12 protein-coding genes are annotated in these 14,902 nt (G+C 42.7%); 5 read left to right on the forward strand and 7 right to left on the reverse strand.

Annotation, left to right across the window (positions count from 1 at the left end; genetic code table 11):
* The first annotated feature begins 195 nt into the window (after positions 1 to 195).
* Positions 196 to 2,202 carry an SUMF1/EgtB/PvdO family nonheme iron enzyme gene (locus BLX24_RS08850; protein WP_083421871.1) on the forward strand — a complete coding sequence of 669 codons (2,007 nt, stop codon included), beginning with the start codon at positions 196 to 198 and terminating at the stop codon, positions 2,200 to 2,202.
* Positions 2,203 to 2,675: 473 nt separating this feature from the next.
* Complete coding sequence (locus tag BLX24_RS08855) at positions 2,676 to 3,146, forward strand: hypothetical protein (RefSeq protein ID WP_071502734.1); 471 nt, start codon at positions 2,676 to 2,678, stop codon at positions 3,144 to 3,146.
* Between the two features lie 68 nt (positions 3,147 to 3,214).
* Here the strand turns inward: BLX24_RS08855 and BLX24_RS08860 are convergent, their stop codons facing one another.
* From BLX24_RS08860 to BLX24_RS08885, 7 genes are all read right to left on the reverse strand, one after another.
* Positions 3,215 to 4,048, reverse strand: coding sequence for a hypothetical protein (locus BLX24_RS08860; RefSeq protein ID WP_071502735.1), 834 nt, complete (start codon positions 4,046 to 4,048; stop codon positions 3,215 to 3,217).
* A gap of 340 nt (positions 4,049 to 4,388) precedes the next feature.
* Positions 4,389 to 8,174 (reverse strand): nSTAND3 domain-containing NTPase, encoded by a 3,786-nt coding sequence (locus BLX24_RS08865; protein ID WP_071502736.1) that lies wholly within the window; start codon positions 8,172 to 8,174, stop codon positions 4,389 to 4,391.
* A gap of 239 nt (positions 8,175 to 8,413) precedes the next feature.
* Positions 8,414 to 8,983, reverse strand: coding sequence for a hypothetical protein (locus BLX24_RS08870; RefSeq protein WP_071502737.1), 570 nt, complete (start codon positions 8,981 to 8,983; stop codon positions 8,414 to 8,416).
* A gap of 74 nt (positions 8,984 to 9,057) precedes the next feature.
* On the reverse strand, positions 9,058 to 9,207 hold the full coding sequence (locus BLX24_RS33595) for a transposase (protein WP_229201740.1): 150 nt from the start codon (positions 9,205 to 9,207) through the stop codon (positions 9,058 to 9,060).
* 52 nt (positions 9,208 to 9,259) lie between these two features.
* Positions 9,260 to 9,835, reverse strand: coding sequence for an IS5 family transposase (locus tag BLX24_RS08875; RefSeq protein WP_229201741.1), 576 nt, complete (start codon positions 9,833 to 9,835; stop codon positions 9,260 to 9,262).
* A gap of 214 nt (positions 9,836 to 10,049) precedes the next feature.
* The gene (locus BLX24_RS08880) at positions 10,050 to 10,421 is read right to left on the reverse strand and encodes a helix-turn-helix domain-containing protein (RefSeq protein ID WP_071502738.1); all 372 of its coding nucleotides are present in this window, start codon (positions 10,419 to 10,421) and stop codon (positions 10,050 to 10,052) included.
* 113 nt (positions 10,422 to 10,534) lie between these two features.
* On the reverse strand, positions 10,535 to 10,909 hold the full coding sequence (locus BLX24_RS08885; protein ID WP_229201742.1) for a type II toxin-antitoxin system HigB family toxin: 375 nt from the start codon (positions 10,907 to 10,909) through the stop codon (positions 10,535 to 10,537).
* A 204-nt stretch (positions 10,910 to 11,113) separates the two neighbouring features.
* Between BLX24_RS08885 and BLX24_RS08890 the strand changes: the two genes are divergently transcribed.
* The 3 genes from BLX24_RS08890 to BLX24_RS08900 all read left to right on the forward strand — a co-directional run bounded on the left by BLX24_RS08890 (position 11,114) and on the right by BLX24_RS08900 (position 14,509).
* Positions 11,114 to 12,136 carry a hypothetical protein gene (locus BLX24_RS08890; RefSeq protein WP_071502739.1) on the forward strand — a complete coding sequence of 341 codons (1,023 nt, stop codon included), beginning with the start codon at positions 11,114 to 11,116 and terminating at the stop codon, positions 12,134 to 12,136.
* Positions 12,137 to 12,227: 91 nt separating this feature from the next.
* A complete protein-coding gene (locus BLX24_RS08895; protein ID WP_071502740.1) occupies positions 12,228 to 12,578 on the forward strand; it encodes a hypothetical protein in 351 nt (116 codons plus the stop codon).
* Between the two features lie 620 nt (positions 12,579 to 13,198).
* The gene (locus tag BLX24_RS08900; protein WP_071502741.1) at positions 13,199 to 14,509 is read left to right on the forward strand and encodes a hypothetical protein; all 1,311 of its coding nucleotides are present in this window, start codon (positions 13,199 to 13,201) and stop codon (positions 14,507 to 14,509) included.
* Positions 14,510 to 14,902 lie beyond the last annotated feature (393 nt).

Genomic DNA, 14,902 nt, shown 5'->3' on the forward strand with positions numbered 1-14,902 from the left:
CTTTTCTCCTCCACCTGTCCCATATTTGCCAGATTAATCGACAAAACAAAGCAAATCTTTGCGATTGTAGGAGGTTCCGGGCGTTTTTATTTTCCGGATTATGTCCAATTGATACAGGGTTCCGTCCCTGTTCGTTCTCCGAACGCATCGTTATGCTATAATCCGGATTTCAGCCGCCGTTCTTCTTTTTCAACGATGATAAAACACTGCTTTCTGACGTTCCTCTTCTGCACATCCGGTTTGGTTCAGACCGGCTTTAGCCAGCAAACCAATTCAATCGGCATGTCGCTGGTTCCGCTGCCCGCCGGTACCTTTTACATGGGTTCGGAGCGGGAGGGTAAAGACGCCGACGAGTCGCCCGTGCACCGCGTCAGCATCAGCCGGCCGCTGCTGATGGGGGCCACCGAAGTCACCAACCGGCAGTATGAAGCGTTCGATCCGGCCCATAAGGTGCTACGAGGCAAATACGGCTTTTCGAAAGACGATGACGAGGCGGTGATTTTTGTCTCCTATGCCGAGGCCACGGCATTCTGTGCATGGCTGTCAAAGAAGGAAGGCAAGCCCTACCGCCTGCCCACCGAAGCCGAATGGGAATATGCCTGCCGCGCCGGCACCATCAGCGACTTTTCGACCGGCAACGGCCTGCCTGCGGTGTATCAGAAAAGCCAGCAGACCGACCGCGATGCGGTAGTGGTTTCGCTCAAAACCGGTCAGACACCGGCCAACCCGTGGGGGCTTTACGACATGCACGGCAACGTGGAGGAATGGTGCCAGGACTGGTACGGCCCCTATGTGCCCGGCGAGCAAACCGACCCGACCGGCCGCGCAGGCGGGCTCTACCGCGTCACGCGCGGCGGCAGCCACGGCACACCGGTGACGTTCCTGCGGTCGGCCAACCGGATGGCGATGTTGCCGGAAGATAAAAGCTGGCTGGTTGGTTTCCGCGTGGTACAGGCCCCGCCGGTGACGACCAAACCCCTGCCGGCCTTGCCTGCCACTGCCGTTTTTCAGGGGGTTTCACAGCAAAAGCAGCTCTGGAAGCCCGTTCCCGACAACCAGCCGGTTTTCCGCGAACCGCAGCGGTATGTCCGCAAACCCGACTGCCAGGACAATGTACCGTTCTACAGCCACAACCACCAGCCGGCGATTACCTGGTGTCCCAACGGCGATCTGCTGGCGATCTGGTTTTCGACCGATGCCGAATCGGGGCGCGAAATGACCGTTCTCGGTAGCCGGTTACGCAAAGGGGCTACAGCCTGGGATCAGCCGTCGGAGTTTTTCAAGGTTCCCGACCGCAACATGACCGGCTCGTCGCTGTTCCACGACGGCGCGGGGACGCTGTATCACATGAACGGCGTGGAAACCGACGGCGACTGGCAGAATCTGGCCATGGCGCTGCGGACCAGCCGCGATAACGGGGCCACCTGGTCGGCACCGGTGCTGGTGAGTCCGGAGCACACCAAACGCCATCAGGTGATTGCCGGTATGTTTAAAACCAAGGAAGGGTGGCTGGTGCAGGCCGCCGACGCCGAGCCAGGCCCAACGGGCGGGACGGCCATTCATCTCAGCAAAGACGGCGGCAAGACGTGGACCATGCCCTCGGCAGGACAACCGGCACCGGCCTTTACGGCAGGCGGTTCGGGGGCGCTCATTGCCGGGATTCATGCCGGTGTGGTGCAGTTGAGCGATGGCCGCTTGCTGGCGCTGGGCCGCAAAGACGACATTCCCGGCCCCGACAGTGTGGGCCTGCGCATGCCGGTCAGTATCTCGGGCGACATGGGTAACACCTGGACATATGCCGCCTCCGAACTGCCGCCGGTCTGGAGCGGGCAGCGGCTGGCTCTGATCCGCCTCAACGAAGGGCCGCTGCTGGCGGTATCCTTCACCCACCACCCCGACGAACGCGACGGCGCAAAAGCAGGTATGTATTTCCGCAGACGCGACGGCTCTGTGTTTAAAGGTTACGGCATGTATGCGGCTTTATCGTTCGACGAGGGCAAGACCTGGCCGGTCAAAAAGCTACTGACCGACGGCAAGGAACGCTATCTCAACGGCGGGGCCTGGACGGGTGCGTTTCAGACCGACCGGACGCATGCCGAGCCGAAGGGCTACCTGGCCATCACGCAGACACCCGACAACATCATTCACCTCCTCAGCAGCAGCCTCCACTATCAGTTCAATTTGAGCTGGATTAAAGAGTGAACGAGCGGTAGAGCGATTGTCGCGCGATGAAAGAGGGTGAGGCTGGTGCGAAGAATGCTTAAACAGATATTCCAGGCTTAGTGTGGGCAGTATCTTTCGTTGGACTTAGCTTACACTGTGCCAAGGCATTTGCCGGTCTCTGACCGTCATTACTTTATAAAGTTTTCAGGCCCACCAGCTATCCGGTTAGGGTTCTGTGTCTGTGTTCAAAACGGGAATTTGTTCAGAAGCACAGAAAAGCATGCCGTTCAGGAGGTGTGTAATACATTGAGCGGAAAGCCAAGCCATTCGATTTATCCCAAAATATGGCTACTGGTCTTCTGCATGTTATACGCAGGTTAAAGTGACTAACATACGGACGTAGTGCAAACTACGCCCAACCGAGGAAAAGTTCAATAATATGTGTTTAAGGGTAATTGGCCTGATACACACGTAAAGCGTCTTAATACCGTCTATCATCGTCCGGTAAGGCAATGTTACTAGCGTCCGGATTCCTTTGTGCCGGTTTTCTGACGGCTCCGTTTGGTATTCAGATGGCGACGCAGGGCGGAGCGATGCTGCTGGGGGCGGGGGTCATCAAGGGACTGGCCAATAATATACCGGCGATGGCCGAAGGTGGATTTGCGACCGGACCGAGAGTGGTGCTGGTTGGGGAGGCCGGTAACGAGGCGATTTTGCCGGTAGACAAGATTGTGCCGTTGATGGGAGCGGCCATGAAAACGATCAACCCGCAGCTGGCTGCACCGTCGGTTTCGCCGGTTACATCCGGCAGTGTTCCGGCTCCTGCGGCCGCCGATTACCAGCGCCGTAACATCAGTATTGATCAGCGGATTTCGGTAGAAGCCGGTGAGGCACGGATCAGCGGGCTGGATCTGCTGATTCCGCTGATTCCGCGGCTGGCTAATGCCTACAAAGACATGACGGGGCAGTCGCTTTTCGGGTAGGCAAGCTATTTTTGTTGTTTGTTCTTACTTACCCCTCTGGCATATATAGATGCCGGAGGGGTTTATGGTTACCAATATCTGTCCAGACAATTTATGGCGGTTCGTATTTTCTCTGCTTGTCTCAGATTAACTTCGCTGTCACTGCGACCTACGCGGACATCCGTTAGTCTTTTTGTCATAAAGAAATCAATATCCTCGTCAGACAGAATAACAATAGCCTTCGTGTTGTAACTGTAACCGCTGCTAACGCTGTAATCAACTTCTGCATCTGGTTTGGCAATTTTGCTTCCGTCTTCAAACAGAAAATAGACGCCTTTCCTGTTCTCCAGCGACGGTACATTTCTGGCTGAGTTACTTATGGCCATGCCGATAACAGTGTCCTGCTCAGATACGTTTTTTACAAACTGGATAACAGCCGAATTAAAAGAAATAACTAATGACGGGTCTACTGTGTAGGTTATGGCGCCGGTGAATTTATCAACCTTCTTACTGACCTTACACGGGTCATTCGGACTATCCGGCCTTGTGGATATACTTCTTTGCGGTTGCCTATTCTGTGTGTAAAAGGATGGATAGTCGAGTATATTCTTGTACACAACCGGTTTGTTTGCCTCACCAATAAACCGATTTTTGTACATATACTGAAGCATCGGCGACTTAAGGTAAACTTTATATCCGCCGTGTTCAACTCCGACCAGCTCAGCTTCTTTATTGTACTTACCAAAAATACTGATCACCTCGCCTTCTCTGATATCCTGCAGGCGGCGGCTGTCATAGGACGAATCTTCGTAAACTTCGCATGACATAGCTACTCTGTAATAGGAACGTGACAGTATCTGTTTCTTCTGGGCCAGTAACGTTGTCGTGCTTAGTAAAAACAGAAAAAGTAAAAGCTTTCGCATAATGGTATGATGTTTTGCCGGAAAGGTAACATAAAAGAGTGTTGATTGTCAAGAGGGGTCTATCAAGTGTGTAAACAAAAAGGGAGCGAAACGCTCCCTTTTTGCGGCAGTCAACTGCTTGTGCCTAATCGGTACTTATTTAGTCTACTCACAGTGGTAGTAGTCGTGTTGAACTCCTATGCTATTATACGAAAAGGAATACCAGCCTTCAGCCTGTTCTATATTGCTTTTTTTGTATCAGGAGGGGAAGCCTATTTTACCCTACTAATCCCCGTTACTTTGCTCCAGCTTTTACCTTTCATTATATTGTAAATAGCGCCAGGGGTAAACTTTAGTTGTACTAAATATCATCACCTGCAAATCTATTTCTGCGATCTTTCTTTATCTGATCTTTATAATAGCTGATTTTCTCTTCTAAATATTTTATGTGATTAACATAAAATAACCTTTTAGGCATCTCTAAAACAATGTTTAAAATTTTTGTGTATATATCTACATACCCTTGGTTAATTGAATAATCATTACTGCCACTCATAACCGTAGGAGTCCAACTTACACACTCAAATTCATTAATATCAGGCTTTTGAGATACATACTCATAAATGAAGTAATGCCATTCTCTCAATTTTTTGCACTCTGAAAGTGCCTGAATGATATTACTTATTTCTGATGTATTATTGAAGTACTTTAAAACGAAGGCTTTAAAAAGTAAATTTACTTCAATGTCAAAATCGGTACCATTGTATTTGAATAAGGTATCATATTTGGTCTTGGCAAATTCTAATTTCTTTTTCGAAATCAATAAATCAATGACTTGCATTATTATTTTATGAGATTCTGCAAGGTGCCAAATTATGTGTAAATTATTAATATCAGGATGACCTATGTCGTCTTTTTCTAAGACATCATAATAGAAATTAATAAGATCAAATATAAAATCTGGTCTTTGTACTAATAATAATTTAAGAGTACTTCCATCAGAATCATAATGTTCCGGATATTTAGAATAGAATTGTTCTAGTGACTGTAAGTACAACTTTTCAATTATTCTTGTATCTGGAAATGCATTAATGTCAATTCTGCTCTCTATAAAATCTTCTCTTAAGAAATACCTTATCCCTTCTTTTTCATATCTATTTGTTAGAGTATACAATATATTAGCATAGAAATGAGGGTATTTTTTATTATACTTTTCCCACCAATGATAATTAAAATAAAACTGATCATAATTTTGATTCTTAAAACAATCCAGTACTCTCCCTGTTAATACTGGATCAATACTTTCAGCACTAATTAACGAAAAAAAAGTTAACAATAAATCAGTTCTTTGCTGTAAATCAATGTAAAAGAAGTTAATCCATTCATAGGGTCTCTCTATAACGTTGCCAAAGCCTGTACAAATCATATTATGGATACTTAATGGGAACTCTTCGAGGGTTAAAAAAACAGTCAAGCCTATTTTGAATAACTCCTTGTCCCTGTCATGAAGGCTTTTAAGTATAATACCAAGTGATCTTTCGATATCATATAGCTGACACTTTTTAGTTAATAACAGACTTCGGATGTCATTTGCAAGTGCAAGGATATTATCACTATTCACAATTTTAATTTTCTCTAAAATTTCAAGTCGTTTTTCACTATTGAATTCATCGCTGTATCTGAGCCTGCTTATACCAATTTCTTTTCCATACAGTAATTTCCAATTGAATATTTTATATAAACTAAATAATGAGCAACTAAAAGAAAGATTTGTTTGCTCTAGATCACCTATTTTGCTCCCAGATACTACTAGAGAATGTATGTAGTTATGTACAAAGTAACAGTCCTCAAAGTTATCTTTAAGTAGTTTATCTTTAATTATTTTAATAATGAACCTTCTGTCAAACTTTAAAAGGCTTTTGTCTCCTTTTTTAGAGATATATAATCTGTAAGAAAATAAAGCCGCTCTGCAATCTTGTGGATAGTTATCGAATTGATTATACAAATAGTCCCATACTAGCATTCGAAATGAGGTAAAGGGCTTTCGTACAGGGAACTGGAGAGTAGTTATGTTTAGTGTTTTTCCTTTAGTTGTTGTTGTACGAAACTCTGATTTTAAGAAGAATGGTATTATTTCATATAGTAATTTTCTTGATGATTCATTATTGTTGTCGACTTCTGCAATAATATGTTCAAAAAATAAAGTTTGCCTTAATTTTGTATAATACTGATCTTCTGGTCTAAAAGCAAGACGACCTTCAATTAAAGAAATGACCATTGCTTTTGTGTCAGGATTTATTTTTATTATTTCGACAAGTAATTCAAGCGCTAATTCAAAATAATCATTGAGACTAGCAAAAAAATGAAAAAGTACATTTAGACGTGGTGTCAAAATATCTCTATCAAAATCTCCAAAATTATACTTACGTGAAGTATTCCATTCATTACGAATTATTTTTAAATTATTATTAAAATCTATCAAATATTGAATGGTTTCCAGAGGAATAACCACAAAAAATACATCAATAAATCTAAATATTTTATTGTCATTATTGTGAATAGATGACAAGTATCCTCGCAAATCAGGTTTTATTGAATCGGTAATATTTTTTTGATTGAATGCATTTAGTACATCATAAATAGCATCTTTTATTTTATTGGGGTATTCTTCGAAAAAATTGTCTATTAGACTCTTTAGACTTAATAACTTCTTATCAATAAAGGTATAAAATATGGCATATGTAGCTAGGTTTTGATCAGGTATCCTGAATAAACTGTCATCTTCAGCATACATGTCAGCAAATTCGTTATACTGCAAATAATTTAATTCTGACGTTAAATCATTAAAGGAGACATTGAAGACTGAAGATATTTTATCAATAAGTGGTTTATATAATAAATCAAGCTGACGAAATACGGACAATATACCTAAAACTCTAGTCCTATTTTCATTTTCAAATAAAGCTTCTCCTCCTGTATCTGTCTTTTCTTTATAATAGCTGTTATATAAACTGGTAGCATCATTCAGAGCAAAAATATTATTCTCTTTTAATGCTACTAACGCAGCCATTACTGCTATTCGAGGGTTACCATTCGCTAGATCAATAATTCTGTTTTGTAAAAGGTCATTTTTAATATTGAAGGGCTTTTGGCTTATAAGTTTTACTAGCTGCTCATTAGAAAATCTTTCTAAGACGATATTGCACCATCGATACTCTATTAAATGCTTACTTACTACATCAAATGCATAATCACGGACAGTCAATATGAGTTTAAATTTAATCTTTGGCCTGGCATAAAGATTACCAAGCGTTTCAAGCAAAATTGGAGTTTGCCGGTTAGCGTCATCAATTAATATTACATATTTGCCATTATTTAGTAGAAGGCTATTTAAGTCTTCTATCAATGATGTGTATTTATTCGCAATACAAAAAGGCTGATACCCATCATTTATTTCACAAAAACTATTGATAAGTTCTAGGGCTAAACGGGTTTTTCCTAACCCCTGACTGCCTGTTATTACTAGTATATCAAAGTTTGTTAGGTTATTAAGAGCGTCGTTTACTTCTCTTTCACGCCCTCTAAAAGGATTTTCTAATGGATTGATTTTGTCTACCTGCTTACGTCCTTGTTCGCTGATAAATTCATCCGGAGACTGAAGCTGTAAGGAGCCAAAATTGATTCTGAGATATCGCCGCGCTAACTGTTGGAAATCATTATGAATACTTAATGCCAGCATATCAATTCCTATCAGTTCAAGCGTAACAGGGCAATTGCTACGTAACTGTTTGTCCTTTTCAATACTTAGCTTTCCTGTATGGATTAATAATATTCTGTCAATATCTGTAGAAATTAAGCTTGTTTTATTAGTGTCCAGGCACTTATCTATATCTTCCTGAAGCTTTTTCAAAAGTCCTTTCTCTTGCTTGGTGTACTCTATTAATACATACTTTCCGGTTGGTAGTACGATGTAGGTATCAGGCGTGCCTTTAACTGTTTGAATTCTAGCTACTTGTGTCCCTGTTCTGGTTATTTGCCGAAAATCTTTACCATACCGGCAATATAGATACTCGTCACATAAGAATTGAAAATTCGTGTGATCTATCTGTTTAAGGGCTTCTTCAATGTCTGTTAATCGTTGATTCATTTTACTGAGGATCTTTTGTATAGAAGAGTGAGGATAAATTCACTTATAAATATATTCAGTAAATGTATTGGCTCATAACTGATATGTTACTTTCCGGAACATCCCTGATGAATTTACCGGCCTGAAAGCCTCGCTTACCGATTACGATCCGTTCAGCGGTATGGTGGATAAAACGATGCAGAGTGCTGAAATGCTGAAGCAGGCCTTTATTTCGGCCAGACAGCAGGATTCATACGGAATCATTTAATACGTTTACTTTGCTTTACTTTTAAGCTGTCTATTAAAAACAATAGTCGATTGATCGCCTTCGCATCTGTAGATAAAACCCTATTGGTGGAATCAATCATCTTGTTTTTTTCTTCAAGCTGTTTATTTAGTTTTTTGGTATCATCAGCTGCGCCATAGGCAAGTAATGCTATCACTGTAGCAGCAGTAGCATTGATGGTCGTGATTAAAACCAGAATAGTTGTACCCATGTCTTTCATTTTCTGTCGAAATTCCGACCTGATAAAGCCACCGTCTTCAAGAAAGACTATACCCTTATCAGTGATTTGATCGATCATCAACTCGTTTTTAAGAAAAGATTGTCTAGATGTAATCTCAATAGCATTTATATAACCTTCGTCTTTCAATATGTGGCAGTAATAGTTAACAGCATAGACAGAATAGTGAATCTGTTCGGCAAATTGATAAATATTTTTACCCATATGTTCTGTCTTTTTTATAGCCTCCAAAATAGCATCCTTTTTGATTGCCGGTGACTCCTTATCAATTAATCTCAATGCATATAATTGAAAGTTTAATTTCATTGATCTAAGGAGATGTTAGTTAATATATTCGTAGCATTATAAGAGCATGTTGGGGAATTTTGTTTGGTAAAAAGTCAAATCCGCTGCAACATGATCTGAATGTTAGCCAGATACAGCCAGTTGGCCGAAGATGATAAGGTATACTCGTAATCCTTGACAATGCGCCGGAAGAAATTCGTCCAGGCAATGCTCCGTTCGACAACCCACCGTTTGGCAACAGGCACAAAACCTTGAGCCGATTCTGGTCGTGAAGCTTTCTCAAAATCGATGCTCCAATCAGCCAATGCCCGGGCAAAAACGCCATTGTATTCGGACGGCCGATGCCGCCTGATCACCATACACTTTTTCCAACCGTTCCCCAGCCCGCCAAAGTATATCACCGATAAACGAGATGGCTGCCGGCCCTTCCGCTTCATTGGCCCTATGAACCGCAACCACCCATAGCCGGCCTTGTGTGTCAACTACAAACTCTCGCTTGCGTCCATTGACTCGTTTGTTGGTATCCATGCCCCGGTATTCGCAAATCATGGGATGTAGCTTAACACTCTGTGCATCAATGCATAAAACGGACGGATGTGCTTCTTTACCAGCTTGTCTCCGGTCAAGTTGATTCAACGCTGCGTTGATACGTTCAAAGGTGCCATCCTGCTTCCAACACTCAAAATAATAATAAACAGCTTGCCAGTGGGGCCACTCTTCAGGCAGATTACGCCATTGGCAACCAGTTCGCAGGAGCCATAAAATGGTGTTAATGATTTGCCGTAAATCATGTTTTCGCTTGCGTTTAAGATTAAAAAAAGGCGAAATTACGGCCCATTGAGGGTCGGTCAGTTTAGAGAACTGTTTGGTCATTACTTTGCTGCTTGGTCGCTACAAAGTTGGCACGACTCTCAACATTTCTCAATTCCCCAACACGCTCTAAAGTTTTTTACATATTAACTCCAACGCTCTCCGATAGCTATGAAGATAAGCCCACATATATATTCTCCAGTTGGGCGTAGTTTACACTATGCCTAAGACTAACACACGTACGTAGTGCAAACTACGCCCGACAGATGACGTTACGCTACGCAGCTTTAAGTAAAATGTCAACGGGGATACCTAAACGACTTGAGATGGCTTTGATTTGCCGTACAGAAAGCGGGCGTTTCTCATGTAACAGCTCTGATAAGCGACTTTTGCCGCCTACAAGCTCTGCCATTTCTGTTGTCGTTACACCAAGTTCTTCCATTTGGTATTTAATTGCTTCTATTGGATTTACATCACCAATTGGAAATTCCCGTTGTTCATAATCGTGCACTAAAATGCCAAGTAATTCCAAAAGCTCCATTTCAGGAGTGCCGGATTTACTGTCAATTAATGTCTCAATCAGATCAATTGCTTCGTTGTATTGCTCCTCTGTTTTAATAGGCCGGGCAATATATTTTTTTTGTGTCATAGCGTTCTGTATACTTGTATTAAATCTTAAATTTCAGCGAACTAATTGGCAAATATCCCCATTCAGAACCTGTGCAACCCGTATACATAGCTTCTATTATAATCTATATTTTACTATATTGAACTTATATCATTAATTTTATCATACTCAGCATGCGTGTCAATAAAACGGATGTAACATTGTTGTATTTCATACTCAAATTTCACTATTAATCTATAGTCATTACGACGGATATTAAATACAATCCGGTTATTACCAACAGTGTCGGCTCCCGGAAAACTGGCTATGATTTCGTTAGGGTTTGACCAATGCTGACTTGTTATTTTTTTATACCATAATTGTAAACCGACTTTTGCATTTGGTTCTCTCGCCCAAAAATCCTTCAATGTCATGATCTTAATCACTCGCATATACTTCTGCCCCATAGTATGCACTTTTATGAAAACACCTTTGCCAATATGTTCCCATATCGGGAACAACGTATCCACTCACCATAGTTCCCAATATGGGAAAATGATTCATTTTTATATAAATCTCCCTCAACTGCGCGGGAATAGCCTGCCCAGCACAGACGTAGTACAAACTACGCCCAACGAAGTCCGGGCCCTGCTCCGTTAAAGTATCTTAACGGAGTGTCAACAGGCGATGCATGCCCTTAACTTGGTGAGCAATAAACAACAACTACTTTGCTCATGCACCTCTTCCGTTTACTCCTTTGCCTGCTTCTGACGTATCCCGGATTTGCCCGGCATGGATTTGCTTGGCATGGATTTGCCGGGCAAATCCATGCCAAGCACCATCAAGATACCTTACAGGATTACCGCTTTTACCATCAGCAGATTGCCGGGGCGCAGGAAGCCATCGTTAACCGGCAGTATGATCAGGCGCTGGCCCAATATGAAACCGTTTTCAGCCGGTACAGCTTTATTTTCCTGCGGGACTATCAGGTAGCTACCCAGCTAGCTCTGCAAACCGGTCAGCGCGACAAGGCGTTTACCTACCTCAGAAAAGGCATTGCCGGTGGCTGGACATGGAAGTCTGTTACGCGTAATGCCTTTCTGAAACCGTTAACCGCCGATCCGCAGTGGAAGCAGCTCCGCGACGATTATCCCGCACTGCGGGCGGCATACACCGCAAAACTCAACCTTCCGGTCCGGGAAAAGGTCCGGAAGATGTTTGGCAAAGACCAGCGCAAAGCCCTGGGCGCGTTATTGACCGTTGGCCCGAAAGCACAGGAACGTTATGCCATAAAACGATTTGCGCCCCACAGCCAGCGTCAGCTCGCCGCGTTGAGAAACATCATGCTGACCGTTGGCTATCCGAGCGAGCAACGAATCGGCACCGACCTGTGGGCGTCTGTTATCCTGAGCCACCATAACTCCATCAGCCAGGCCCACGCGCAACAGGATACGCTCTACCCTGCCCTAAAGCCTTATTTGTGGCAGGCCGTGATGTCCGGACAGATGTCGCCCTATGCCTATGCGAAAATTGAGGAATGGTATGTAGTCATCCAAAGCGGCCACACCGGCAAACACACGGCGTTTCTGGCCGACAAGTTAACCCGGCAGGAACTCAACGAAGCCAACCAACGCCGACAAGCCCTTGGCTTAAGCACTGTCGAAACCATCAACGGCTTGCTCGGCCTCCAGCAGCAAACCGGCATGAAGTTTTACCTGCCGCTGCACGTTTTCACCCAAACGACAATTATGGAATAAATAAAAAAACCTTGTAAACTGCTGCTTTTTCGCTACCTTGAATGCTGTTAATCAATTTATTCCACAAGCCAATGAATTATTCCACAAACCAATGAAACACCTGACCCTAACCGACAGCCCAATCTTTCCCCTGTCATTTGCCGTACAGGCTCGCCCCAAAAATTCCTGGCTGGATTCCACTCAAATCAACCGGTCAAATACACCGCTTTGTCTGGCAAACGGAATCATTGTTAACCCGGCCAAGGTAAACCCTGATTTTGTGACGTCCGTTAACGTCGTTAACGATGAGGGTACCAGACAACGGCCCGGCCAACTGACCGATCATGGCTGCATCATTGTCGACGCCGGTCAGCAACAGGTATCCGTGGCAGTGCAGCCGGCGAATAAAACGGCATATGCAGGTTCCTCACCGGGCGTAGATTCAACGAGGTCTATGCGTTAGCCCGTTAGAGACCGCCTTTAATTGACTTACCCAGGAGTAAAATAGGCTATCCCCGGCCCTTTCAAACCCACTATCCATCCGGCAGGCTATTGTATGGGAGAGCTCCTGAGCTAGCAGGATTCGTTTATCTCGCAGTACCAGACTCATAAGTTATTTGGCCATATGAGTCTTATCAAGCTGAATAAAGCCCAAACGGGGCAACTATCGTTTTTTACGCCGCCCTTTGGCGGGGAGACTAATTGTTTTGCTTAGGCCTTACAGCCCCCAATCCGTCCGGATGCTCATAAAGGCAAATGCCACTTTTATCGTTAAAAGTCTGAAGTCCCGGCATTCCTGACGGGCCAACGCTATGTGCCCGCCCTCAGTAAGCTTAGTTGTGTGCTTTTTCGAGAAGATGAGCTGCGGACAACCCAAAAAAATAACACAATAACATTTTTTCAAATAAAAAGTCAGAATGCATTCCTAAGTATGTACTTTTGGTGTGAAAAAATAATTCTAAACCTGACTGTAAAATTAGTCTGTTTCATATTAATAACCCTTTGCAGTCAAAACGTTTATTGTAATTACCTAAACTAAAGCTTCAGTTACTAAAAACTTGAGGCGCTAAAAGCAACTCACCAATGTTAAAGTACTTTTGTTTAATACTCTGTATTTCCAGTATACTGATCTACTATATATGGGTTATTATAAATAGCCAAAATATTCCTTTCGCAGATGATTTGAGTTTTATGGCTAATCTATATGATATTCAAACAGCCTCTAGCTTTACTGATAAAATAAACATTTTCTTTGCTTTTCATAATGAGCATAAATTACTTTATCCACGACTTTTAGTTTGGATCCTAGCCAGGTTACAGGGAGGTATTATTGATATCAGATGGTGGATATGGATAGGAAATAGTTTTTTGTTAGGGGTTCTATACATTTTCTATATATCTTTCAAAAGTTACCAGAAGCCTTTTATTTATTTTGTACCGGTAGTATTATTTTTTTTTCAGCCAATTTATATAGAGTTAACTTATTGGGGTATGGCCTCCATACAAAATATAGGTATTCTATTAGTCAGCTCTTTGGTTTTATATAAAATATCTACATATGATACTGATATTAAAAAAATATTTATACTCTTCCTGCTAACTGTCTCAGCAGTTTTTACAAGCGCCAATGGCTTAGTGCTAGTGCCCATAATTGCCGGTATTCTTTTACTAAAAAAACGGTATAATCTCTTATCAATCTGGATAATATTGGGCTGTATTTTATTTTGGTTCTACTGGCATGACTTCAATCCTCAGATTCACTCAGTAGCGATAAAACGTACTATATCGGGAGTAGTGTTATCCTTCTTCGCCCTGCTTGGTTCATTTCTTGAATCGCAGAGATATGGGAAGTTTACTATAGTCGCCGGAGTATTCATAGCTATAGCAATGGCGTATTTATTATGGCCTATCTTAAAAATTATATTAAAGAGTGAGTTTAAAAAAATCAGCAATAGCCAACTATTCCTACTTTCTTACTTTATTTTTTTGTTGTTAACGATAACAGTCATTGCTTTCAACAGAAACTTTGAAGATGCGCTTCACGTTAGCCGATATAAAATATATTCCGTACTAATACTAATTGTTATGTATTTTCTGATAATCAGGCGCTACCAGGTTTCGATACATATTATTTATGTTTTAATAATCGGGTGTACAGGGTTTGCTGTTTACAATTATAAGCGTGCTAATGCTGTTACTCATGCCCATAGTCAATTGTTGAATCAACAACTGAATAAATGGTTTTACTTACAACAACTTGACGCTCCTACTCCTCTTCAAGGGCAATACTATGCCACCAGATGGACTGCATTATATTTGCAGGGTGCTTATATTCCTCCAATAGAATCGCGCAATCCTTCAAAACACGGCAATCGGATCGCTAAACCAAAATAAACACTCAGTGGTGTAGCCTGAACTACGCCCGACCGTTGGCTGGTCTCTGACCGGCATTCGCTTAACTAATTTAACACCGTTCCTCATACTCACCACTAGCCGGTTTAATATCCTGTGGTTATACCTAAAACGAAAATCAGTCCGATGGGATGAAATATAGCGTCATCTATACCATTGCACCAATTACCCGTATCATAAGCGAAAGCCGTTGTCTTTATTGACCATAGAACGATCACTGCTCCGTCCAGGTCCGGACAAACCCCGTCCGCTTTCGGACGGGGTTTGTCGTATTTAGGCCACAAAACAGCCTTTTTACGGTCCCAGAGACAGGTTCAGACAGTTGGCCCCTGATTTGCTATGCAAAAGAGAAAGATAGGTCTACTCCCATCATCC

It is taken from the genome of Arsenicibacter rosenii, from assembly GCF_001870735.1.
In the GTDB taxonomy this organism is placed as follows: domain Bacteria; phylum Bacteroidota; class Bacteroidia; order Cytophagales; family Spirosomataceae; genus Arsenicibacter; species Arsenicibacter rosenii.